Raw genomic sequence first — 23,841 nt, forward strand, 5'->3', positions numbered from 1 at the left:
TTAACTTTTTTTGTCTAAGTACCGCTAATTACTTGCAGTATCTGGGGTTCCACTTTCATGAAAATTATTTTATCATTTTATGTTCTCTCTGCCTTAATTAATTTACTTGACGTAGGTAGTTACCAAAAATAATTGAATAAAAACTATTTAGTATAAAAGAAACTTGATGAAACGGTTATAAAATACAGTACGTAGAGAGTGGGCGGAGCGAGACTCGAACTCGCACAACCGAAGTCGCCACATTTTGAGTGTGGTGCGTCTACCAATTTCGCCATCCGCCCGAATTTTCATCTTCACTATTATAACTAATTTTATCTTTTTTGAGCAACTCATAATACTTGGACGATCGAGACCAATTTTCAATTTCTTTCGCTCGAATGATTGGTATTGGATGGGTTAATTGTTGTGTTTGCATTTCTTGCAACATTCTGCCAATTTCAGTATTACCCATATTCTGATATTCTTTAACCTGTTCCATAAAGGCTTCTAAATTTAATTTATTGGCTATACTGGGAGAACCTCCTGTTAATTTCATCAATACAGACATCACAATTTTTGGATCTTGTACGACCAATAAAGCGGATCGATCGCAACTAAATTCGGCACATCGTACCCACTGTAAAAGCTGATTTTGTAATGATTGAGCCACTAAAGTTCCCCAAGAGGGTATTAAACCCGCCGCCAACACCATAATATTAGCTAAAGACAGATAAACTCCATGTTCACATTTTAAATGACCTAATTCATGAGCAATAACAGCTTTAATTTCATTCTCCGTAAGAATTTCTAAAAGGGAAGTATGAATAACAATAAAAGGTTTTTTACCCCGAATAGCCAAGGTATAGGCATTCGGTACGGGATTTTGTTGAATGTATAGTTGAGGTGTTTCAATATCTAAAATTTCACAGGCCGATAGTAGTAATTGGTGTAAATCTGGTAACTGTTTTTCCCCAATGAGAATACTAGAGGCAATATTGTTGAGATAGAAAAAATCCTCCGCTACACTGCCTAAAAGTCCTCGCATAGCTAAGTCTAAACCCGGAATTTGTTTCAATCTAGTAGTTGCCTCATAATCAAGTGGATGACGAAAATGATCTGCTTTGAGTCCAATCAATTTGACAGTCATGGTTATAGTTAATAAATTGCTTTTCCCACATTTTAACAACAAGCATTATAAATAAAAGCAAAACCGAGAAAAATCCTTTCGATAATTCAAATTTCTCCCAAAAAATTTCATTTTAATCACTTTTATGTAATAATGAATAGTAAATATTTGTAACTATTTTCAAAAAATGGTTGCAATACAGGGCAGTCTTGTACTACTCTAGTGTTAACCTAATGTCTAAATAATTCAAAGGAACTAAAAATATGCGTGGTGTACATAGAACTTCGACAACTCAAATGGAAGTAACCAGTATCCGTTTAGAAAAAACTCTCAAAGATAGCTTAAAAGCATTATCTGGCAGTCAGGGTTATCAAACTTTGATCAGAGATATTCTTTGGAATTATGTTCAACAAAAATCTGGTGAATATCGTCCTAATTTTTCTAAAACTGATATTCGTGCCACAATTCCTGCTACGGCTAGAAAAGATGAAAGTTGTGTTTTAAGTGGTAAATTAATTTCTGAAAACGATGCTATGTTATTAGCTTTAACTATTCACGGTGATTTCGTTCCCGTTTCTGAAGACGCTATTAGTAAATAGCCTCAGTTCAATTTAAGGATGATTGACAGTTGACAGTTGACAGTTGATAGTCAGTCACGACAGGACAACTTAGAGTAATCTAAGTTCACTTTGCTTAGTGGTGTAAAGTTCGATCTAACTATCCTGAACAAACTATTATAGAGATTAGACCAGAAGAACTAATTAATAGTTCTAATACGGCTATTTTAGGGGATTTAAACAGCTTATTTGATATTTGATTTTAGTTCCATGAGAATTAAACTGTTAAAAAATCAAGGTTATCAAGACGCAAAAAATATTTAGAAAATATAATTACTGGTATAAAGATAAAATCAGAACAAAAAATAATAGAAAAGAATTTGATAAATTCTACTAATAAACTATTTAACGATTTACCTCTTTAAATCATTTTTATAATCTTACCAAGTTTGTTCTGCTAGTGTATCAAAATTGACTAATTTTTCATGAGAGAATAACTTTAATTCTCCTCTCAAAATTAGTTGGTAGGCAAAATTATTTATATATTGACTTTAAGTAATTATTTAGCTACTATCAAGATTCAATATGAATTTGAGATAATTTTTACAAATATAAAAATATACAATTTATTTTGCATTAGTAATTACAAGGAATGGACGATCGAGTATCCAAGTCGTAATTAAATTATTCACTTCTTCCGGCACTTCATCATGGGGACAATGACCAGCCTTAAGATAAAATTCCGTTAAATTGGGATAATACTGTTTAAATTTTTCTCCTCTTTCTTTCGATCGCATCCAAGGATCACCCTCTCCCCATATATTAAGTAAAGGACACTGCATTTTCTGTAATAATTGATCTACTTTTTCCCCTTGAGGACTTTTAAACACAGAGCCAAACACTTGTAAAGCTCCTTCATCGCAAGAAGGACGGTAAATATCCTCTACTAATTGATCCGTAATGGCCGTAGAATCTAAATAGACTTTTTCAAGAGTTTTACGGATATTTTTCTTATGGCGTAACCGTTGAAATAAAAGATAGGTAATCCAATTCTGTCGTAATACCCAACCGCTAATTTTTTGTATTACTGTTGGCTTTTTCTTAATCGTATCGGAAAAAGGCCCTGCACTATTGAGTAATATAACTCCAGCAACATTATCATGATATTCAGCGGCAGTACATAAACAAGCATAACCTCCTAAAGAGTTTCCAGCTATTACCGTTGGTTGTTTAATTACTTCTACTATGAAATCGTTTAATTGTTCTCTCCACAGATTACCCGTATATTCCCATGCTGGTTTATTCGATCGACCAAATCCTAACAAATCGATCGCCCATACAGAGAAATTTTCTTGTAATTGATAAATATTTTTACGCCAGTGATCTGTGGACGCACCAAAACCATGTACTAATAATAATGGTGGCTTATCACTATTCGATCGAGCCGCACCACTTTGTGATCGTCCTGCTTGTACATAGTATATTTTTTCTCCTCGCCACTGCCAATAGTTTCCCTCAACGGCTGGTACATCATGAATAGAATTAGTGATTACTGTCATGGATTTAATATTACGTTTTATTAAGTTATATTAATAATTATAATCAAATCCAGTTTTATTTTATTGAATTACCAAGAAAAAAGTCCCCCCAAAGGAGGACAAAAAAATATGATGAAAATGAGATAATTTCTAACGTTTAGCTAGTTTTTTGCTCGGTAATTTGCGTAAACGGATAGATTCTGGAGTTACTTCCACTAACTCATCCGGGCCAATATATTCTAATGCTCTTTCTAAACTCATTTCGATCGGTGCTTGTAGTTGAACAAGTTCATCACCTGTTGCGGCACGATGGTTCGTTAACTGTTTAGTTTTACAAACATTAATTTCCACATCTTGTGCTCGGTTACTTTCACCAATAATCATACCTCGATATACTTTTGTACCCGGATGAATAAAGAATATTCCTCTGTCTTCAGCGTTTTTCATCGCATAGAAAGTGGAAACCCCTTCTTCAAAGGAAATCAATACACCATTATAACGAGTGTCTAAATCACCGACTAAGGGGCGATATTCATGGAAACTGTGGTTCATAATACCTTCACCTTTAGTCATACGAATAAAGTCACCACGGAAACCAATTAACCCTCTTGCCGGTACAATAAACTCTAATTGAGTGCGTCCGTTTCCGCTAGATTGCATATCTTGCATTTCAGCTTTACGTTGTCCTAAACGTTCGATACAAGAGCCTTGAGCTTCCTCTGGGACATCTAAAACAAGGTACTCAAAAGGTTCATAAGGTTGTCCGTTGACTTCACGGTAGATTACTTGAGGCTGAGATACTTGAAACTCGAATCCTTCACGACGCATATTTTCGATCAAGATTCCCAAGTGTAACTCCCCACGACCTGATACTACAAATTGTTCAGCCGATTCCCCATCCTCAACTCTTAAAGCAACGTTAGTTTGTAGCTCTTTATCAAGACGATCGCGAATTTGACGAGATGTGACAAATTTACCTTCTTGTCCAGCAAAAGGAGAGTTATTGACGGAAAATGTCATTCTTAAGGTAGGCTCATCAACCTTAATTAAAGGTAATGCTTGAGGTTCGGTAGGACAAGTAATCGTTTCTCCAATATTCGCATCGGCAAAACCAGCTACTGCGACGATATAACCGGCAGTAGCTTCTTCTAATTCCACTCGTTGCAAACCATTGAAGCCAAGTAATTTGCTAATGCGGGCTTTTACAATGCTACCATCTTCTTTAATTAAAGCGGCTTGTTGTCCTGCTTGAATTGTTCCGTTATGAATTTTACCGATTACAATACGCCCTAAATATTCGGAATAGTCAAGGGTGGTAACTTGTAATTGTAAAGGTTTATTGGGATCTCCTGCCGGAGGTGGAACATGGTGTAAAATCGCCTCAAAGAGCGGTTTCATGTCCACGTTTTCATCGTCCAGATTTTCTTTAGCAAAACCGCTAATACCTGAAGCGTAAAGGGTGGTAAAGTCACATTGATCATCATCCGCCCCTAATTCCACAAATAAGTCAAATACTTTATCTACGGCTTTGTCAGGTTCAGAACGGGGTCGGTCTATCTTATTAACTACAACAATAGGACGTAAACCTTTTTCAAGGGCTTTTTTCAGCACGAAACGGGTTTGAGGCATTGGCCCCTCGTTAGCATCAACAATTAAAACACAACCGTCAACCATTCCTAAAACTCGTTCTACTTCACCGCCAAAGTCAGCGTGGCCAGGGGTATCAACAATATTAATTAATGTATCTTTATAACGTACTGCTGTATTCTTTGAAAGAATTGTAATTCCTCTTTCTCTTTCAATATCATTGGAGTCCATAACACAGGTAGGCACTTCTTCACCTTCTCTGAAGATACCTGATTGTTTCAATAGTGCATCAACTAGGGTTGTTTTGCCATGATCAACGTGGGCAATAATCGCAAGATTGCGAATGGGGAGAGACATAAATCTGTTAATTTAATGTAATGATTATTTATAGTTCCCTCAATTTTAGCTGATAATTGTTATTTTTTGTAAAATTTTGTTTTTATTTTTTAATTTTTGAATTGTCACAAAATAAACGGAGTAATTCTATTGGATTTATTTTAAGATCTTAATGAAGATATTGAAAACTGGGAGATATAAGATAAACGTAAAATTTGAAACGAGGGGGGTAGTTTTTGACTACAGTTAAATATATCACAATCTATTTAGAAATATGATTCGTTTTCAGCCATAAAAATACTTTATTCTTTGTCTTTCTAAAGACTAATAGCCACGATCGACTCAAAACTCAGTTATTATTGACTTAGATTAAATTTTGGGTATTATCTATACAATGAGTAAATGGTTAGAACATAGTGTAGAAGTAGAAGTCGATGCACCGATTGATTTAGTGTGGAATTTGTGGTCTGATTTAGAACAAATGCCTCTTTGGATGAAATGGATTGACTCTGTTAAAATTTTGCCAGATGATCCTGATTTATCTCGTTGGAAATTAGCTAGTGGTGGTTTTGAGTTTAGCTGGTTGTCTCGAATTGTAAAATTGGAAACTCATCAAATTATTCAATGGGAATCCGTAGATGGTTTACCAAATAGGGGAGCAGTACGTTTTTATGATAGACATGGAAGTAGTATTGTTCGATTAACGATCGCTTATGCCATACCCGGAATTTTAGGACAATTAATGGATAATTTATTTTTAGGACAAATTGTAGAATCTACTATTGAAGCAGACTTAGATAGATTTAAAAACTATGCTATTAAAGTACAAAATAAAGCCTAAATTTTTGTTAAATTAAGAATAACATTATTATAAAAAGTAAATAAGTAAGTATTATGAAAATGAATCTTAACAAGACATTTTTGAATGGTTTTTGGCCACTGTTAAGTAATATTGGCATCAAGTTAGTTCAGTTTTTTCCTATTTACATGATATTACTTATTGCCTATGGTGATAGATTTTTGCCTTCTCCTTTGAGTGATTTTAGTGCAAATACTAGAAATACAATTAATAAAGTTTTAGTTGGTTCTTTTAATGAAGATGTCCTAGAGAATAATAAATATAACAATAAAAAAACAGACAAAGTTATTAAGGAAGTAGAAGGAAAAAATAAAAAAGATGCAAAATAACTTTTAGTCTTTAATTAGTATTGACAAAATAGTACTAAAATAACGAATTCATTAATAAATAACAGTTATCTTCTTATTTTCCTCATTCACTTGCTTAACGGTACTTAGACAAAAATTATGCCCAAATAAACCCTAAACTAGCTTTATATAAACTAAATACTTCCACATTGTCTTTTAACCATTGAAAAAAGCGAAAAGACACAGCATTACGAAACGCTTCCAATGCCTCAGCAAAAGTATTTAACGGTTTATTCCCCCATTGTCTTCTTAAACCTCCTGTCAAACGATGCCATTGAATAAAAGTGTAGGCACAAAATACCAAGATAAAATGTCTCATTAAACTTCTTTTATTTCTCACTTGGTATTGTGATAACCCTAACCATCCCTTGATTTCACGGTAAAATACTTCTATCCAATTTCTTTGTGTATAAGTTTCTACTATCCAATTTCCACACACTTTTTCTCCTATTTCATTAGTCATTAAATAATCAATATCTGTGGAATTTTCAAAAGTATCTGCATTCATGACGATAGCTACAGTTTTTATTCCCGACAAAGCTGATAATTCAATATTTATCGTTGCTACCCAAAGAGTTTTTTCTCGATTTTTTCCTATTCTTATTTTTTCAAAACTATCTTGGGGTAATGATTTTGCTATTTCAGCTATGGTTTTTTCAGACTCGATAAAATCTTGTTTTACCAATTTTACTAATCTATTTTTAGCAATAATTCCTATATATTTTAAATTCTTTTTTTCTAGTTTGCCTAATAAATTAGTATTGTTTCCATAACCACCATCCATTAAAATTATTTGGGGACAATAATTTCGATTTAAACATTTTTCAATTAAATTAAAGGCAATGTCTGGTTTTTTCTGAAATTGTGGAGCGTCTTTTCCTTCAGGGAAATTTTCGGCTTTTTCATATAATTCAACGTCTAAAGGAAAACTTCTCACACCATCATAAATGTGAGTAGTGACTATAACATTACCATTATCAGTTTTGCCAATTTCACCAATATATTGTCTTCCCACACAGTCAGTAAAGTTTCCACTTTTACGATGACCTGAATCGTCTATAATTAAGGAGAAACATCGACTAATTTTTGTTTGACGACAGGATGCAATAATTTCTAATCTTTTATCATTTACCTCATCATAATTCCAAGTGGACTCTGTTAAGAAATGGTGTAATTTATGATAAGTAATATCAAGATTATTATGGGCAATTTGAGTTATATTTTTTCTTTGAGAATCTCCTAATAAACCGCCCAAATAATTTCTAAACTCTCGTTTTTGTGCCTTTGTTTTTAAGACTGGGTCTATTTTTTCACACCAGCGATTGAAACATGGGGGCATTGATGAAGAAGTAATTTCTTTCATTTTGACCTAAAAGCAATATGATGTAAAAATTATAGCTTAATTGTTGTTATTGTTTTGTCTAAGTACCGTTAAGTCTTTTAAGTCTTATTAATGATTTTTAAGATTGTTGTGTCTAAATCATTAAACTTGCATCATTTTTTTATTCAAGATATAATTTTATAAATGTTAGGACGTATAGCTCAGTTGGTTAGAGTACATCGTTGACATCGATGGGGTCGCCTGTTCGAGTCAGGCTACGTCCACTTTCTGCATTCCTTACTATCTCTACACTTTAGCGTTTTAAATTCAATATTAACTCTATTTTTAGTTTTACTATACTTTCTTTAGATCAAATTTAGACCAATTACATAAAAAAATAAATATAAATGTTTACTATATAAATAATAATTTCTTAGATTTTTAGTAAAAGTAAAAAAATAGTTTAGACATCCCCTTTAATAATCCGACTCACCCGACTCAAGAAAAAAAGATTCTCTTTCCAGTTTTAAAAACCTTTTTAACTCTTTTAAACAATTTCCAACCCATGAGGTTATCCCACTATTCCTGAAACTCTTTATTCTAATCAATCGTGCAGAATAACGAAGTGATACCAAGGGCACGCTGCGCGATTGACAAATTGATGAAATATACAAAAATCTTAATAGTGGGATAGGTTCATCAATTATTTTTTATTTGCCATAAATAAGATTAAATCAATCATACGATTAGAGTAACCCCACTCATTGTCATACCAAGAAATAACTTTAAAAAAATTGGAGTTAAGTTCGATACCAGCACCCGCATCAAAGATACTAGAATGAGGATCTGTAATAAAGTCAGAAGAAACTACCGCTTCATCAGTATAAGCTAAAATCCCTTTTAAGTCTGTTTCCGAGGCTTTTTTCATGGCTTGACAAATAGCTTCATAGGTAGTAGCTTTTTCAGTTTTAAAGGTTAAATCTACGGCAGAAACATCAGGAGTTGGCACTCTAAAGGCCATTCCTGTTAATTTTCCTTTAAGTTGAGGTAATACTAAGGCTACAGCTTTAGCCGCACCTGTAGAAGCCGGGATAATGTTTTGAGTTGCACTACGTCCACCTCTTAAATCTTTTTTACTAGGCCCATCAACAGTAGGTTGTGTCGCTGTCATGGCATGAATTGTTGTCATTAAACCTTCCACTAAACCAAAATTATCGTCAATTACTTTTGCGATCGGTGCTAAACAATTAGTAGTACAACTAGCGTTAGAAACTATGTGATCGTTTTCTGGGTTATAGGTTTCATTATTTACCCCCATTAATAGGGTAACGACTTTGTCTGGTTCTGTTGTAGGTGCTGAAATGACAACTTTTTTCGCTCCTGCTTTCAAGTGTTTTCCTGCGCCTTCATAGTCGATAAACAATCCAGTCGCTTCTACTACATAATCTGCTCCTAATTCCCCCCAAGGTAATTCTTCAGGATTGCGCACAGAAACGCAAGGAATTAGTTTGCCATTGACTTCAATACCATCGGCTTTCGCCTCTACTGTACCTTTAAATTTACCGTGAGTAGAGTCATATTTGAGTAAATAAGCGATGTTTCTAGGAGGCACTAAATCATTAATACCTACAAATTCAATGTTAGGATTATCTAAACCGGCACGAAAAACTAATCTACCAATCCTACCGAAACCGTTAATACCAATTTTGATTTTAGACATAAAAAAACTGTCAAATTTTGATGACAAATTATTCAATAATTACTATCATCATATTAGCGTTACTTTTTTGAGTAAATTATAATTTAATAAAATTTTAATAAGATTGAGGATTTTTACATTTTCGATCGAGAAGTGCCACTATACGATCAAACTTTTATTAAGATTATGATCTCGAGTTTCTCTAATTTGTTTTTAAATTTGCTAATTTTTTCTTAGAGATGAAAAATTATTAAATAATATTAATCAATATATTAGAAATAACCCAATCAAATGGTAATCAGATGAAAATTATCCCAAAAATTATTAAAAAGTTAATTAATTATTCTCTGGTATTTTTAACAAGTATTTATCTTTGATAATAGGTGCATTTTGATCATGAGCAAAATTGCGATATTGTACCCTTAAATCTTGAAGATCGATCGACATCGTCGTTTTTAAAATAGGCTCTTTTTTACTATCAAAATCTGGTACATATAAATAACTAATACGAGGAATATTAAAGTAAAATCTAATTAAATTTGCTCCCTCCATACGACCGATCGTGCGACTAGCACAACCTTCATATAAACGGAGCAAAGTCGGTAAAGAATCTAACATACTCAAATGTATTAAGTAACTTTTTTCAAAAACTTTTCCTACTTTTAAATCTTGACAAATTTCTTTAATTATGTTAAGATTCCGCAGAGTAATTAACATTTCATCAGCTAAAAAACAGGCGGCTTGATAGTTGCCAAATAAATCTTTAATATCTGCTTTTAAAATAGGAGATAACTGTCTAATAGTAGGACGAGTATTAAAATGACTCAAGGCTAAATATAATAATATATCTTGTCTGCGTCGATCGGCAATTTCATCCCACTCGGCTTCATTCGTTACTTGTAAAATGACTTTAAATGCTTGTTTAAAAGAGCGAAATTCTGCTTTAATTTCTGCTTCTTGAGATAACTCTCCTTTTTGGGGAAGTCTTCCTCTTTCTGTATAAAAATTCATTAAAGGAGTTAATAATTGTTGGTAATCTGCAAACTTTTTAACTGGTAATAAAATACGAGGTGTTCTTACTTTAGAATGAAAACGAGATGCTCGAAAATTATTTGCTTTTTCCTGATCTCTAAACACAAAATAAATTCCTAAACCTGCAGGAATTGCTTCTTGATTTAAAACATTTTCAATATAGGTTTTTAACTCTTCTTGATCATAATATTTTTGAAAAGTATTTCTCTCAGTTACTATACCATCACCATATACCATAAATCCCCTTTGTCGATCGTCGATTAACACTTGTGCGGCGACAATTAAAACCTGTTGAGTTAAAGACCATGCTTTTAATAATGCTTCTCGTCTTTCTCTCACATTTTCAATAACATTAATGATATAACCTAAATTAACAATATCAGATTTTTTTAAAGGATTATTAGGCCGATAAAAAAGATCCCAACCACTACTTTCATAACCATTTTCTGCCATTATTTTGACATCTAAACCATGACCGCATCCATAATCAAAAAAACTAGTTTCACTTGAAAATAAACCAGCTTCTAAAGCTAAATTAACAGGACGAGAAAGTCTATTTCGATGAATTGCTGCTTTATGTCGATCGATTTTAATAAATTCTTGAGGATTATTCTCTAAATTACAAACTAAATAATGATCAATAAAAGTTAAAGAATGATCTATTAATAATTGCTCCCATTCTTTTTTTGTACCAATATAACGAGTATTATCTAATAAACCTAATTTTTCCTCTATAGAAGTTAAATATTTAAACTTCTGATAATTGGGATAATTTTCATTAATAAAAGTTTCTTTACGATGTAAAATAGGAGGATTATTAGATTGACTATAATCAATAATTTTATTCGTTTTTTCCGTGAGATTAATAATAACACTTTTGACAAGAGGAGGATGAGGATTATTGTCAAAATCGGGATAAAAAAGATAAGATATTTTGGTTTCTTCTAAATTAAATTTAACTATAGTAAAATCATCAATATTATTAATAATATTTCTGGCTATTTTTTCATATTCTTGTAAGGCATTATCTAAAAAAATAAGGGCTGAAATATGGACATAAAGATTATTCGGAAGATGCTTACCAATAACACTTTGACGGGCAATATTAAAAATTTCATCACAGTTATTAAACATATCAATTAATATAAAATTAAAAATTGAGTATTTTTATTCTTAAATTAAACTTTATTATTGATTATTATATTTTTTAAATATTAAACATCAAAAGATAAAATAAAAACCAAATAAAAAATTTTATCAAATCTTCACCATAATATTATCACTATTTCTTATTGCTTTTTTTTATTAGAATCGTGAGTCCATTTATTATGCAATACTTAAATTTTAAGATAAAATAGAAGATTAGTTCCAAATATCTTGCCCGTTGTTTAAATATGTCTTATACTCGAACCATTAGCACGATCGTAGCGATCGCCCTTGCATTAATAATGATTATACTAGGGGGATTTTATTTTACTATCTGCTTTGGTATTCTCGTATTTCTTGCCCAAGTTGAGTATTTTCGCCTCGTCAAAGCCAAAGGAATTGAACCTGCTAGTAAAACTACAATGGTAGTATCACAATTTTTGTTAATTACCGCCACATTTATCCCCAGTTTAACAGATGCTACCTTTGCCTTAGCTGGTGCATTAATCTGTTTTTACCTTTTATTTTTACCAAAATTGGCTACTATTGCCGATATTTCTAGTTCTATTTTAGGATTATTTTACGCTGGATATTTACCCAGTTATTGGATTCGTTTAAGAGTAAGTTTAGGGCAAGATCAAGCCTATGCCCAAAGTATTCCCAATATTCATAATTTACCTTTCGATGGTTATTTCCCCGCTAATATTTTCGATTTACGCAGTTTTCCTGATGCTCTAAAAATTACATTTATCGCTATGGCTTGTATTTGGGCGGCCGATATTGGTGCATATTTAATTGGTAAAAATTTCGGTAAGACAAAACTATCTCATATTAGTCCGAAAAAGACTGTTGAAGGATCATTATTTGGCATTGCTGGAAGTATGTTAGTCGGATTAGGCGGAGCATGGTTTTTAGATTGGCCATATTGGCAAGTAACAGGCTTATTATTGGGTTTACTCATTGGTATTGTGAGTTTGTTTGGTGACTTATTAGAATCCATGATGAAACGAGATGCCGGAGTTAAAGATTCTGGGGAATTAATTCCGGGTCATGGTGGGATACTCGATCGTACTGATAGTTATATTTTTACTGCACCTTTAGTTTATTATTTTGTAACTCTATTTTTACCATTATTTTCTTATCTTTGATGTTACAAAACTTTAATCAGATTAATGGATATAATTAAAAATTTACTCTAAATAAGTTATTTTTGAGGTAAATTCTGTAAATCTTCTAAATCTAAATTCAAAAATTTTATATCATCTTTACTCATAATTAAAGGTAAGTTTCCATTCCACTTATTAATGGTTTGTCTTTTTAAAATTTCTGGGGTTAAAGACTCTTGTAAAATTCGATGAGCTTCTGCTTCTCCTTTTGCTAAATTTATATTAACTTCGGCATCTTTTTGAGCTTTAAGTACTCGAAAACCAGCTTTTTTTGCCTCTTGTTCTGCAATTTGTTTAGCTTCTACTGCTTCGGTAAAACGATCGGAAAAATCAATATGAACTAAAGAAATATCATCCACTTGTAAAAAGTATTTATCCAATCTCTGAATTAATAAAGTATCAATTTCTCTTTTTAATTCTTCTCGTTTAATGATAATTTCTTCAGCAGTATATTTGGCTAAAACCGACTTAACAATTTCTTCCACCGCAGGATTAATAATACTTTGAATAATATTTTTTTCTGTACCAATTTGTTGAAAAATTAGATTAACTTTATTTGAGTTTAGGTGCCAATTTAAGGAAATTTTATTAAAAACTTCCTGTAAATCCCTAGTAGATGCTTCTGTTGTAATGTCTTGTTTTTGAATCCGTACTGTTAATTTTTCAACAGTGTTAATAAAAGGTATTAGAAAATGTATTCCTTCTCCTAAAATTAGTTTTTGCACTTCCCCAAAACGCATTAAAACACCTCTTTCACCTGCATTAATAATAGTAAAAGGGTTTAATAATATTAACAGTATTAATAATAAAAAAACTTGGTTAATGGGTTTTAACAAAAAATTTTTTTTACCCATATATTTTAATTAGTATTCTTTTCTGATTGACGAGGATTTAATAATAATGTTATTAGACTTGTCCATGCAATTCCTAATAACCATCCCCCTAGTATATCACTGGGAAAATGAACTCCTAAATATAGACGAGTCCAACCGATCGAAATTACATAAATACCCGCTAAAATAACAAAAAAAATAGTCCATCTACTACCCCAAAAAATTATTAATAATGTTAATGCTAGAGTTATACTACCCATAGCATGACCACTAGGAAAAGAATAATCTGAAGGAAAAGAATAACTAGATTCCCACAGATGAGGGCGCGATCGATGAATTAAGATTTTAATAATAAAATTAACGATCGCACTACTAAATATTGATACAATTAAATAGATTAATAATCTTCTTTTTATTTGTGATAAAAATAAAACAATAATAGGAGTAAGAAAAAATAAAATAAACTTAAATCCACCAAAATTAGTTAATATTGGTACAAATTCATCCCAAAATTTTTGAGAAATATTATGAATAGTTAATAGTATAGAAATATCCCAAGAAAAAGTACTATTTTTTAGAAAAATAACATTCAAAGTTAAAATAGTGAAAACTATTAGAGGTAATAAGAAACTGAAAATAATTATGGAAAAGTTATGTTTTAATTTTTGATAACTGTTCTTAAAATATTTATCTAAAGGTAAACTAGGCATTTTATAAAAACTTTATTGATAGTACTTAAAAAATTGTTGTACCATTTAAAAAAGATGGTAACGATAAATCTAATAGATTCGTTTGCCATAAAATTACAGCAACGATCGTAAAAACAGTTGAAGTGCCAATTCCCATCCAAATATTTTTACCCAAATTTTTTTCCTCATTAGATTCATTCAGAAAATTAACTGTACCTAACTGCATTAAAAGTACACCAATTATATTAGATAACCAATAACCAAAAATAGATGCAGGAATTAATAAATCAGCAGAAAAAATACTAATAATCTTACCAAAACCATAAGCCAGAGGTAAATTAATAATTAAATCATTCCACCAACATAGAGGAGAAAGCAAAAAACCAAAGATAAATAGAGAGACATTTTTAAATTTTTCCCAAGTAATAATATTTTTAAAATTCATTCTAAATAACTTTTAAATAGCTTGATATTTGATTGTTAATTGTCTATTCTTAATATTCCACAATTTACTTTCTTTTATTTACTTCTAATAATCTGGTCAAAAATTCCTTTGTCTGCAAAAAATTTAGAATCAATTTTACTCCATCCACCTAAATCATTAACCGTAACTAACTTTTTCACAGAGGGAAATTGCTTAGAAAATTCTTTTGCTACTTGAGTATTTGTCGGACGAAAACCAACTTTTGCAAATTCTCTTTGAGCTGGAGGAGTAAAAGTAAATTTGACAAATGCTTCGGCAACTTTTCTAGTGTTGTGTTTATCAACATTTTTATCAACAACCGCAATGGGATTATCAATAGAAATATTAACATCTGTAGGTATAAAATAAGGATCTCTTGCACCTTTTTGTTTCGCTAAGATTGCTTCGTTTTCATAATTAAGCAATACATCTCCTTGTCCTTGTTTTATAAATACATCAGTAGATTCTCTCGCATCTTTAGGTAATACGGGTACTGAATTATACACTTTATCAACAAAAGTTTTTGCTTGAGCCTCTGTACCACCTTTGAAAATAACCGATGCCCAAAGTCCTAAAAAGTTCCATTTTGCACCACCTGAAGTTTTCGGATTAGCGGTAATCACCTTGATTTTTGGATCAGCTAATTGATTCCATGACTTGATTTGTGGTTTTCCGGGACGTGTAATAAATGCTACTACGGACTTAGTTACGATCGCATTATTAGGGGACTCTTTTTCCCAACCCGGCTTAATCAATCCAGCCTGTTCAATTTTTTTTGTATCTCCTGCTAAAGCTAAAGCAACAACATCCGCCTCCAAACCATCAATTACTGCACGAGTTTGAGAACCTGAACCGCCATAACTTTGACGAAATACAACATTTTGACCTGTCTTTTTTTTCCAATCAGCTGTAAATTGGGGAATAATTTTTGAGTATGCCCCTTGAGTTACCGCATAAGAAACAAGAGTAATTTCAATCGGTTTTTGGGCTTTGACAGGCTCGTTAAGAGAAAATAAAAACGATGTGGATAAACCTGCTAAACCTAAACCAATCAAACTAAGACTTTTTCTCCGAAACATTATCTATACCTCTAAATATTGGTGATCAACAAATGCAAAGATTTTTTTTTTGTGACTCAGTAATCTTTTTTGTTCCATATTATGAATCTTAAAACAATTTGCATCTCTTGTAAAAAGAAGTATAACTAAATTTTAAAAAATTTTCAATACATTTTAAATGTTATATTGAAACAAGGCATCATAATCTATTCCTTTCTTGTCCACTTTCCTTATATATAGCAACAAACAAGATACTTACGACACTGATAAATTCTGAAACCATTATATCTTTGGGATTTTCCTTCCACCTTCTGCGATAAATGATTTAAGAGTGGTATATTTTATTTCAAAAAATTAAGCTAAAAGTTCCATTTTTCCAAAAAATAAAAAATCCTAGTCCTATTAAAATATAAGGTACAATTTTATTTCCATAATTAGTAATAACATGACCAATATTAGGATTTTTAGTTAAGCGATAAGCAAGATAACACCACAGTCCTTTAAGAAGAAAAAAGATTACTAAAATAATAGTTAAACTCAAAAGATTACTAGCGGCAAATAAAGGTACATAAACTCCAATATTATCCCCTCCATTAGCAAATATAATTACGGCTACCTTATAGGTTTGAGGATGAAGTATTTCAGATAAAATTTTCAAAAATGGATGACGACGATCGGGTGGTATATATTCATTATTTATGTTTATAATTTCTTCTTGATTTTCCTGTGATTGAATTAACTGTTTAACCCCGATCGAAATAGGTAAAATTCCCAGTAAACCAATCCATTCAGGAGATATTATTAATCCTCCAAAAAAGCCAATTAAACTGAATAAAATAATTACAATAAATCCTAAGTATGAACCATTAATAATGTGAATAACCTTAATTTTTTTTTCTTTTACCTGTGCAAAAAAAATCAATAAAATTACTAAATCATCAATATTTGTAGCGATAAATGCACTAACTCCTTCAACAATAGCAATAACAATCTGATTCACAAGGCTTCCTCATACTAAAAATATTAGTAACGATTTTAAACAACTTTTATTTACCTTTTCTATTATCAATTTTATTTATTGATTCAACAAAAAACAGTGTTTGCTCTTATCATTCATTTTTCATACAGTTAAGTTAAGTTCTCCTGAAGAACTAATTCTTATTGTTATTTAATCAATAAACTGGAAAGATATGAATACTTGGCTTATTAGTACCTTAATCACGGGTATTGCTGTTGCCTTTGCAACTACTTTTGACGATAATATTTACCTCACAATTTTCTTTGGAAAAGTTAACCGTACTTTTCAACCTAGACATATTATAATCGGAGAATATTTAGGATTTACAGTCTTAATATTAATCAGTTTAGTCGGATTTTTAGGTGGTTTAGTTATTTCTCATATATGGATTGGCTTATTAGGATTTTTACCTGTAAGTATTGGCATTGCCAATCTTTTAAATAGAGAAGAAGACGAAATTCAAGACGTTAACGCCAATTTTCATCGTTATACTCGCCCAACACCAAAAAGAAGTTTACTTGCAACTCTTCGAGATCCTCAAACTTATAAAGTATCAGCTGTCACCGTTGCCAATGGTGGAAATAATATTGCTATCTACATTCCCTTATTTGCTAGTACGACTCTTCCTAGTTTGGGCATTATTTTATCTGTACTTTATACCATGTTGGGATTATGGTGTTTTCTTTCCTATCATCTCACTCGTCAACCTCATCTTGCTATTGTTATTTCTCGTTATTTGCGCAGATTCTTTCCCTTTGTTTTAATCTGGTTAGGAATGTCGATCGTGATTGAAAATGAATCTTATCAACTTTTTGCTAGTTTACCAATGTTTAGTTGGTAAAACTGACGAATTACTTATCATTGCTCCATAAATCAAAAAATATCTTTATTGAAAAGAAAAAGTCTTCAATAATTTTAGTATTCTCAACAAAAAAATTTTGTGCCGTAATTCGGAATCAATTTGAGGAGGAAAATTACTAACCCGAATTTCTTCTTTCAGCAAAGTATATTCCGCCGCCGTTAAAGGCTGATTATCCTTCGGGGATTTTGCCTCAATAATGATTTCCGTCGCCAATACTTCCTCTGGAATATCTTCTGAAGTAGGTAATGCAGAAACCCATAGATTTCCTCCCATAATTGAGAAAAAAGAAACCAATATAAAATAGAAAAAAGTCATCATGACAACATCATTGCTAAGAAATATTAATAAATAATCAGAAATAATCAAAAAAAATTAAGATAGAGGGAAATTTAAGCTATATTATACAATTGTTCATTAACTACAGATACCGTAAGGAGGTAGCTATTTCAGAACAACTAAATTTGACAGTTAGCCTGAGAGGCACTCGTGAAGTCAGAAATAATTGCCAAATATTTCATTTACTTGGTCAATTAGATGCTTTTTCTGAACCCACTTTTCAGAAAGTCGTCTTAGGATATGTAAAAGAAACAGCTAACAAAATTATTCTTGATTTGTCACAAATAGACTTTATTGACAGCTCAGGATTAGGCGCTTTAGTGCGAATTGCTAAACAGGTTGAAAGCCTAAAAGGTAGTTTACAAATAGTCAGTAATCCGAGAGTAACTCAAACCGTTAAAATGGTGAGGTTAGAAAAGTTTCTCAAGCTGAAAAATTCTCTAGATGAGGCATTAAAAAGCACATAAGACAAAAAATTAAATCAGTTTCCAGCATTATTTTCTATGGAATCAACTCCATTGCCTTCTGATAATTGTGAATCATCTGACTTTAAGAATGAGGTTATTCCCTACTGGAAATTAATTTTTAATGGCGAAATGTCTGCCTCATCACTACAACAAGTCTCTCCTGCTTCCCTCGCTTATATCGGTGATGCCGTGTATGAGTTATATATTCGTACCCATTACCTCTTACCACCAAAAAAAATCTCCGACTATCATCATCGGGTGGTAGAAAAAGTAAGGGCTGAAACTCAAGCAATTTATTTACAACAGTTATACCCCATACTAACGGACATTGAATTAAATTGGGTGCGTCGGGGGCGTAATTCAGTCAATAAATCTCCCCGTCGTCTATCTTTGCAAACTTATCAACAAGCTAGTGCTTTAGAAACTTTGTTAGGGTATTTATATATTTTTGATCGAGATAGACTTCATTTTCTACTATCTCAGTTGAAAATTTAACACAAAAATCTTAAAAATTTAGAAAATAATCAAAAAAAGATGGGTTATTAAGAGAGGGGTAAGATATAATAGTGGATTAGTTCAAAAATAGAAGTAAACTTATAGTAAGGAGGATATTACATGACCCAAGTGGTTGTGGGACAAAACGAAAATATAGAATCAGCTTTACGTCGCTTTAAAAGACAAGTTTCCAAAGCAGGTATCTTTGCAGATATTAAACGTCTGCGTCACTTTGAAACCCCCATCGAGAAGAAAAAACGCAAAGCCGTTGCTCGTCGCAAAAAACGCTTTCGTTAAATCATGATTTGATGTTTTAGCTCAAATATTAGTATTGAAATAATTGTTAATAATCGGAAACTAATGGGTAAGTTAACAAGGGGGTGAAACTAACACATAAAACTTACCTAAATCCATAAAATATTTCTTTCATAATCTTGTATTAACTATAAAATATACTCACAAAGATAGGCAAAAAGGTTAATAATTGATTTTTTGTATTTTTTCTAATAAGTATTTTATTCTATTTCAAGATCTCACATTTCATCATAATTCTGATAAATTTTAGCCAAAAGACAGATTTATTCTGCATCTAATGGCTAATACTTAGATTTTACATAAACTATTAAATCTAAATGTACTTCTCCCTTATCGCCCATATCTTCTGTTTAAAAATTTTTCAGCAAACTCTAAATTATTAATTGTTCATTGTGCAACTTCTTTGCTAATCTCTAAAAAGTACGCTAATACGTTTACTTTATAAGGATTAAGTAAAAATACTCATGGCACAGCAATTAAATTTATTAAGTCAAGGTCAAATAATTCCCACTGCACTACATACAGAAATGGAGCGATCGTACTTAGAATACGCCATGAGTGTGATCGTAGGTCGAGCTTTGCCAGATGTAAGAGACGGTTTAAAACCAGTCCATAGGCGTATATTATATGCTATGTATGAATTAGGATTGACACCCGATCGACCCTTTAGAAAGTGTGCTAGAGTAGTGGGCGATGTGCTGGGGAAATATCACCCTCACGGAGATCAAGCGGTGTATGATGCAATGGTACGCTTGGTACAAGATTTTTCTAGTCGCTATCCTTTACTCTCAGGTCATGGTAACTTTGGTAGTGTGGATAATGATCCTGCGGCGGCAATGCGTTACACAGAAAGTCGCTTATCCGGTATTTCCTACGAAACCATGTTAATGGATGTCAACGATTCTACGGTTGATTTTACCAGTAATTTTGATAACTCTAATCAAGAACCTGTTGTTTTACCAGCAAAACTTCCCATACTTTTACTCAATGGATGTTCGGGAATTGCCGTTGGTATGGCAACAAATATTCCTCCTCATAACTTAAACGAAATTGTTGATGCTTTGATTGCATTAATTGATGAACCAGATTTAAGTAACGAAAAACTGTTAAAATTAGTACCAGGTCCTGATTTTCCAACTTCAGGAGAGATTATTGACCAAAATGGCATAAAAGAGGCATATTTGACGGGAAAAGGCATTATTCCTGTTAGAGGTGTAGCCACAATTGAACAATTAAAGTCTCATAAAAAACGTAGCCGAGAAAAAACTGCCATCATCGTCACAGAGTTACCCTTCCAAGTTAATAAAGCGGCATGGATTGAGAAAGTAGCAGAATTAGTTAATCAGGGAAAAATTAATGATATTGCTGATATTCGAGACGAAAGCGATCGACAAGGTATTAGAGTCGTGATAGAATTAAAAAAAGATGGTGAACCTCAACATATTCTAAATCAACTCTATAAACAAACCGCTTTGCAAAGTAATTTTGGAGTAATAATGCTAGGTTTAGTTAATAATAAACCCTGTCAATTATCTCTAAAGGAAATGTTAACAGAATTTTTGAGCTTTAGAGAAACCACTTTAACTAGACAATATAATTATGAGTTAATAGAAAAACAAGAGAAAGTTCATTTATTAGAAGGTTTATTAATTGCCTTAAAACAACTGAAAAAAGTTATCGAAATTTTATCTAATTCTCCTGATGGTACTATTGCAAAAAATAGCCTTCAAGAAAGATTAAAAATTAGCGAATCTCAAGCTAATTCTATTTTATCTATGCCTTTAAGACGCATTACAGGGTTAGAAAAACAAAAAATTGAAGAAGAATTTACCCAATTACAAACTCGTATCACTCAACTCCAAGAGTTATTAGGGGATAGGAAAGAGTTATTAAAAGCCTTAAAAAAAGAATTGCGTAGTTTTAAACGTAAATTTGGAGACGATCGACGTACTAAAATAACTAATAAGATAGCCATTTCTGTGACTCCAGAGAAACAAAAACAATCTAAATTTCCCCAAGAAGAATTACCCCTTCTTCTCAATCAACCATTACCAGAAGATGCCATAGCCCAAATTACTGCTAAAGGGAAGATTTATTGGCAAAGGCAAAATGAGATTGATACAACACCCATAGTAAAAAAAACTACCGATTTAATCGTTTATCAGGAATTAATAGGCAAACAAGAACAAATTATCGCTTTTTTTGATAGTGGCAAAGCCTATCCTATCCCTACTGCCGAAATTCCTCCTTATCCTGCCAAACAAACCATCGAGAAATTGGTGTCAAATAGTGCTATGCAGGATAACCACCAACCTATTAACTACTTATGCCTTCATGCTGACACAAAATCAAGTTTATTGTTATTAACGAAAGGAGGATTTTTGAAACGGGTAAGTATTCAAGAGTTAGATGGTATAGGCAACAGAGGTTTTCAGCTCATCAAATTAAAACCCCAAGACTCCTTAAAATATATTTTACCTGTAAATGACGGAGAAGAGTTAGCCGTGGCCACAAATGGAGGCAGACTTTTACGTTATAGTATCACAGAAGAAAATATGTCAATTATGGGAAGATCTGCACAAGGTAGTATTGGGATTAAACTTAAATATGGAGAAGAAATTGTCGGTTGTTTAGGAGTAAATAATAATAGTAATATCGCCTTAATTTCTCAGTTGGGTTACGCTAAAATTCTACCTATCAATACTATTCGCAAAGTTAATTTAGGGCAACTTGGTACTCAGGCTTTTCGTTTTAAGGATAAGAACGATCGTTTACAGAGTATCCTTTCTATAGATCATAGTCAAAATATTATCGTCAAAACTAATCTTGATGGGCGACATTTAATTGATGTTAATAAGTTAACTCCAAATGGAGAAAAATCGATCGTCAAACTGCAATCTGAAGAAATAATAATTTTGGCATTGAATTGGTTTGGACAGTTGACAAGTAGTTAAAACTGAGGTAACATATATAATTAATTGTTAATTGTTAATTGTCTATTGAACTCTTCCTTGTGTTCCCCTTGGAGCATGAGGTTGGGTTGCCTAAAAAACCTCCACAATAATTAGTGCAAAAAATAAACAAGATAACGATGTTTATGATTAGTTTAATAAATATAAAAATGGTTCTTCTACACTACTTTAATAATTACTAGAAAATAAGACGTTGCATCATTGCGGGATGATATGCAATTGTTATAAATTGATAGTTTGCATTTCACCTAATACCTAACACCTTTTTTAAGACGTAATTTATCACGACGAGGAGTTAAGAGAGCCATAAAAATATCTACTATGTAATAATTTATTAGTAAATTATCCAAAGATAAGTTGAAGCAGTAGTTATAATAGTTAAAGGTAAACCAAACCGTAAATGTTGCCAAAAAGAGAGTTTATATCCTTGGGTTGCGACACTTTCTACCATAATTAGATTAGCCACAGATCCAAATAAAGTCAAATTTCCTGCTAAAGTAGCACTACTAGCCAATAATAACCATTTTTCCGTAGTAGGCTCATTAATTAATTCTTGTAATAATAATACTGCTGGTACATTAGAAATTAAATTTGATAAAATGCTCGTCATAATGGTTAAATTAAGAGAAAAATTAAGCCAATCACTAACAAAGTTAAACAGGTTTAAAGATTTGACACAGTAAGTCAGAATAAATAATCCCGAAAACATGATTAATAATGACTAATCTATCTGTGTTAATATTTTGTGTGGTTTAAGACGACGAGTAATTAACAAAATGGCTGCGGCTAGAAATGCGCTTTCTGTAAGAGGAGAACCTAAAACAAAAGCGATCAATAATATTAGTGTTACTATCAATGTTTTTTGCAAAATCCTCCTATGAATCCGCATTGGGGTTAATTTTGGCGGGATTATCGGTTGAGTCGATCGAATTTCTGGATATAATAACCATAATAGAGCTATTTGTATTAATAGTCCAAAAATCGAAGGAAAAATTAAGGCTTGAGTAAATTCTAAATAACTTATGCCAGAAAATGAGCCAATTAAGATATTTTGAGGATTTCCGTTAAGAGTGGCTAATGATCCTATGTTTGTAGCACCAGCGATCGATAATAGATAAGGAATAGGATTTAATTTTAATTGAGAAGTTAACTGTAAGACAAAAGGAGTGGCAACTAAGACTAGAGTATCATTAAGAAACAAAGCGGAGAGAAAACCAGTAGAAATAGTGAGTAAAACGATTAAAATAAAAGGACTAAGGGTAAATGTCAATAAAAATCTTAAACTCAGACTAAAAAAACCACTATAGGATAGATAAGCATTAATAATCATCATACTCAGTAAAAAAATAATGGTATTAGCATCAATGGCTAACCATGCTTCTTTTAAAGTTAATACTCCCAAAGTAATAAGTATTGCCGCCGCTATTAATGCGATGGTTGCTCGATTTAGTCTTAATCCGGGAAGATAACCCAATCCTAAACCGATGTAACTAATGATAATTACTAATCCGACTAAACTTTGCCATAGTGCCATTTATTTTTGAGAATCAAAAAAAGTAATAGAGTTATATTTTATGAAGTTCTTATCAACATTAGGATAAAAAATAATGGTAGGATTGCACAATAAGGGCAATTTAATT

General features: G+C 31.9%; 23 protein-coding genes and 2 tRNA genes. 10 read left to right on the plus strand and 15 right to left on the minus strand.

All coding sequences use genetic code 11. From position 1 onward, the window contains the following. Positions 1-199: 199 nt before the first annotated feature. Positions 200-281: transfer RNA gene (locus GM3709_RS11925), tRNA-Leu, on the minus strand. Beyond that, positions 260-1,126, minus strand: coding sequence for a M48 family metallopeptidase (locus tag GM3709_RS19185; protein ID WP_071828043.1), 867 nt, complete (start codon positions 1,124-1,126; stop codon positions 260-262). Before GM3709_RS19185 ends, GM3709_RS11925 begins: the two co-directional genes overlap by 22 nt. Before the next feature lie 242 nt (positions 1,127-1,368). Here GM3709_RS19185 and GM3709_RS11930 point away from each other — a divergent pair, with 242 nt between their 5' ends. Further along, entirely contained in the window at positions 1,369-1,704 is a 336-nt protein-coding gene (locus GM3709_RS11930; protein ID WP_066119616.1) for a hypothetical protein, read from the plus strand. A 584-nt stretch (positions 1,705-2,288) separates the two neighbouring features. Here GM3709_RS11930 and GM3709_RS11935 read toward each other — a convergent pair. Continuing rightward, on the minus strand, positions 2,289-3,221 hold the full coding sequence (locus tag GM3709_RS11935) for an alpha/beta fold hydrolase (protein WP_066119618.1): 933 nt from the start codon (positions 3,219-3,221) through the stop codon (positions 2,289-2,291). A 129-nt stretch (positions 3,222-3,350) separates the two neighbouring features. Next, positions 3,351-5,144 (minus strand): translational GTPase TypA, encoded by a 1,794-nt coding sequence (gene typA / locus GM3709_RS11940; RefSeq protein ID WP_066119620.1) that lies wholly within the window; start codon positions 5,142-5,144, stop codon positions 3,351-3,353. Positions 5,145-5,517: 373 nt separating this feature from the next. On the opposite strand from typA, the gene GM3709_RS11945 reads away from it, so the two are divergent. Continuing rightward, the gene (locus GM3709_RS11945; protein ID WP_066119622.1) at positions 5,518-5,964 is read left to right on the plus strand and encodes an SRPBCC family protein; all 447 of its coding nucleotides are present in this window, start codon (positions 5,518-5,520) and stop codon (positions 5,962-5,964) included. A gap of 59 nt (positions 5,965-6,023) precedes the next feature. Beyond that, positions 6,024-6,311 carry a hypothetical protein gene (locus tag GM3709_RS11950; protein ID WP_066121895.1) on the plus strand — a complete coding sequence of 96 codons (288 nt, stop codon included), beginning with the start codon at positions 6,024-6,026 and terminating at the stop codon, positions 6,309-6,311. A gap of 115 nt (positions 6,312-6,426) precedes the next feature. On the opposite strand, the gene GM3709_RS11955 is transcribed toward GM3709_RS11950, so the two are convergent. Next, complete coding sequence (locus GM3709_RS11955; RefSeq protein WP_066115324.1) at positions 6,427-7,692, minus strand: IS701 family transposase; 1,266 nt, start codon at positions 7,690-7,692, stop codon at positions 6,427-6,429. 168 nt (positions 7,693-7,860) lie between these two features. Between GM3709_RS11955 and GM3709_RS11960 the strand changes: the two genes are divergently transcribed. After that, positions 7,861-7,934: transfer RNA gene (locus tag GM3709_RS11960), tRNA-Val, on the plus strand. 419 nt (positions 7,935-8,353) lie between these two features. Here GM3709_RS11960 and gap read toward each other — a convergent pair. Continuing rightward, positions 8,354-9,370: a type I glyceraldehyde-3-phosphate dehydrogenase gene (gap, locus tag GM3709_RS11965; RefSeq protein WP_066119625.1), complete on the minus strand. Its 1,017-nt coding sequence runs from the start codon at positions 9,368-9,370 to the stop codon at positions 8,354-8,356. Positions 9,371-9,685: 315 nt separating this feature from the next. Next, positions 9,686-11,515: a DNA phosphorothioation-associated putative methyltransferase gene (locus tag GM3709_RS11970; RefSeq protein WP_066119627.1), complete on the minus strand. Its 1,830-nt coding sequence runs from the start codon at positions 11,513-11,515 to the stop codon at positions 9,686-9,688. Positions 11,516-11,775: 260 nt separating this feature from the next. Between GM3709_RS11970 and GM3709_RS11975 the strand changes: the two genes are divergently transcribed. After that, positions 11,776-12,675 carry a phosphatidate cytidylyltransferase gene (locus tag GM3709_RS11975; RefSeq protein ID WP_066119629.1) on the plus strand — a complete coding sequence of 300 codons (900 nt, stop codon included), beginning with the start codon at positions 11,776-11,778 and terminating at the stop codon, positions 12,673-12,675. Positions 12,676-12,731: 56 nt separating this feature from the next. Here the strand turns inward: GM3709_RS11975 and GM3709_RS11980 are convergent, their stop codons facing one another. The 5 genes from GM3709_RS11980 to GM3709_RS12000 form a co-directional block, all read right to left on the minus strand. Continuing rightward, positions 12,732-13,547: a prohibitin family protein gene (locus GM3709_RS11980; protein ID WP_066119632.1), complete on the minus strand. Its 816-nt coding sequence runs from the start codon at positions 13,545-13,547 to the stop codon at positions 12,732-12,734. A gap of 5 nt (positions 13,548-13,552) precedes the next feature. Next, the gene (locus GM3709_RS11985) at positions 13,553-14,236 is read right to left on the minus strand and encodes a phosphatase PAP2 family protein (protein ID WP_066119634.1); all 684 of its coding nucleotides are present in this window, start codon (positions 14,234-14,236) and stop codon (positions 13,553-13,555) included. Between the two features lie 25 nt (positions 14,237-14,261). Then, a complete protein-coding gene (locus GM3709_RS11990) occupies positions 14,262-14,660 on the minus strand; it encodes a hypothetical protein (RefSeq protein WP_066119636.1) in 399 nt (132 codons plus the stop codon). Between the two features lie 74 nt (positions 14,661-14,734). Then, a complete protein-coding gene (locus GM3709_RS11995) occupies positions 14,735-15,757 on the minus strand; it encodes a sulfate ABC transporter substrate-binding protein (protein WP_066119638.1) in 1,023 nt (340 codons plus the stop codon). 325 nt (positions 15,758-16,082) lie between these two features. Beyond that, positions 16,083-16,736: a cadmium resistance transporter gene (locus tag GM3709_RS12000; RefSeq protein WP_066119640.1), complete on the minus strand. Its 654-nt coding sequence runs from the start codon at positions 16,734-16,736 to the stop codon at positions 16,083-16,085. Positions 16,737-16,926: 190 nt separating this feature from the next. On the opposite strand from GM3709_RS12000, the gene GM3709_RS12005 reads away from it, so the two are divergent. Then, on the plus strand, positions 16,927-17,595 hold the full coding sequence (locus GM3709_RS12005; RefSeq protein ID WP_066119642.1) for a cadmium resistance transporter: 669 nt from the start codon (positions 16,927-16,929) through the stop codon (positions 17,593-17,595). A gap of 45 nt (positions 17,596-17,640) precedes the next feature. Here the strand turns inward: GM3709_RS12005 and GM3709_RS12010 are convergent, their stop codons facing one another. Next, entirely contained in the window at positions 17,641-17,889 is a 249-nt protein-coding gene (locus tag GM3709_RS12010; protein WP_144439440.1) for a hypothetical protein, read from the minus strand. A gap of 188 nt (positions 17,890-18,077) precedes the next feature. On the opposite strand from GM3709_RS12010, the gene GM3709_RS12015 reads away from it, so the two are divergent. From GM3709_RS12015 to GM3709_RS12030, 4 genes are all read left to right on the plus strand, one after another. Further along, positions 18,078-18,419 carry an STAS domain-containing protein gene (locus GM3709_RS12015; protein ID WP_197671901.1) on the plus strand — a complete coding sequence of 114 codons (342 nt, stop codon included), beginning with the start codon at positions 18,078-18,080 and terminating at the stop codon, positions 18,417-18,419. A 129-nt stretch (positions 18,420-18,548) separates the two neighbouring features. Further along, a complete protein-coding gene (locus GM3709_RS12020; protein ID WP_066121897.1) occupies positions 18,549-18,914 on the plus strand; it encodes a Mini-ribonuclease 3 in 366 nt (121 codons plus the stop codon). Positions 18,915-19,034: 120 nt separating this feature from the next. Continuing rightward, a complete protein-coding gene (gene rpsU / locus GM3709_RS12025) occupies positions 19,035-19,211 on the plus strand; it encodes a 30S ribosomal protein S21 (RefSeq protein ID WP_015222259.1) in 177 nt (58 codons plus the stop codon). Positions 19,212-19,693: 482 nt separating this feature from the next. Then, a complete protein-coding gene (locus tag GM3709_RS12030) occupies positions 19,694-22,183 on the plus strand; it encodes a DNA topoisomerase (ATP-hydrolyzing) subunit A (protein ID WP_066119648.1) in 2,490 nt (829 codons plus the stop codon). 352 nt (positions 22,184-22,535) lie between these two features. Here GM3709_RS12030 and GM3709_RS21455 read toward each other — a convergent pair whose 3' ends face one another. Further along, complete coding sequence (locus GM3709_RS21455; protein ID WP_231937556.1) at positions 22,536-22,910, minus strand: hypothetical protein; 375 nt, start codon at positions 22,908-22,910, stop codon at positions 22,536-22,538. Positions 22,911-22,922: 12 nt separating this feature from the next. Further along, a complete protein-coding gene (locus GM3709_RS12035; protein WP_231937557.1) occupies positions 22,923-23,735 on the minus strand; it encodes an SLC13 family permease in 813 nt (270 codons plus the stop codon). Positions 23,736-23,841: the final 106 nt, after the last annotated feature.

This window comes from Geminocystis sp. NIES-3709 (genome assembly GCF_001548115.1).
Classification (GTDB): Bacteria; Cyanobacteriota; Cyanobacteriia; order Cyanobacteriales; family Cyanobacteriaceae; genus Geminocystis.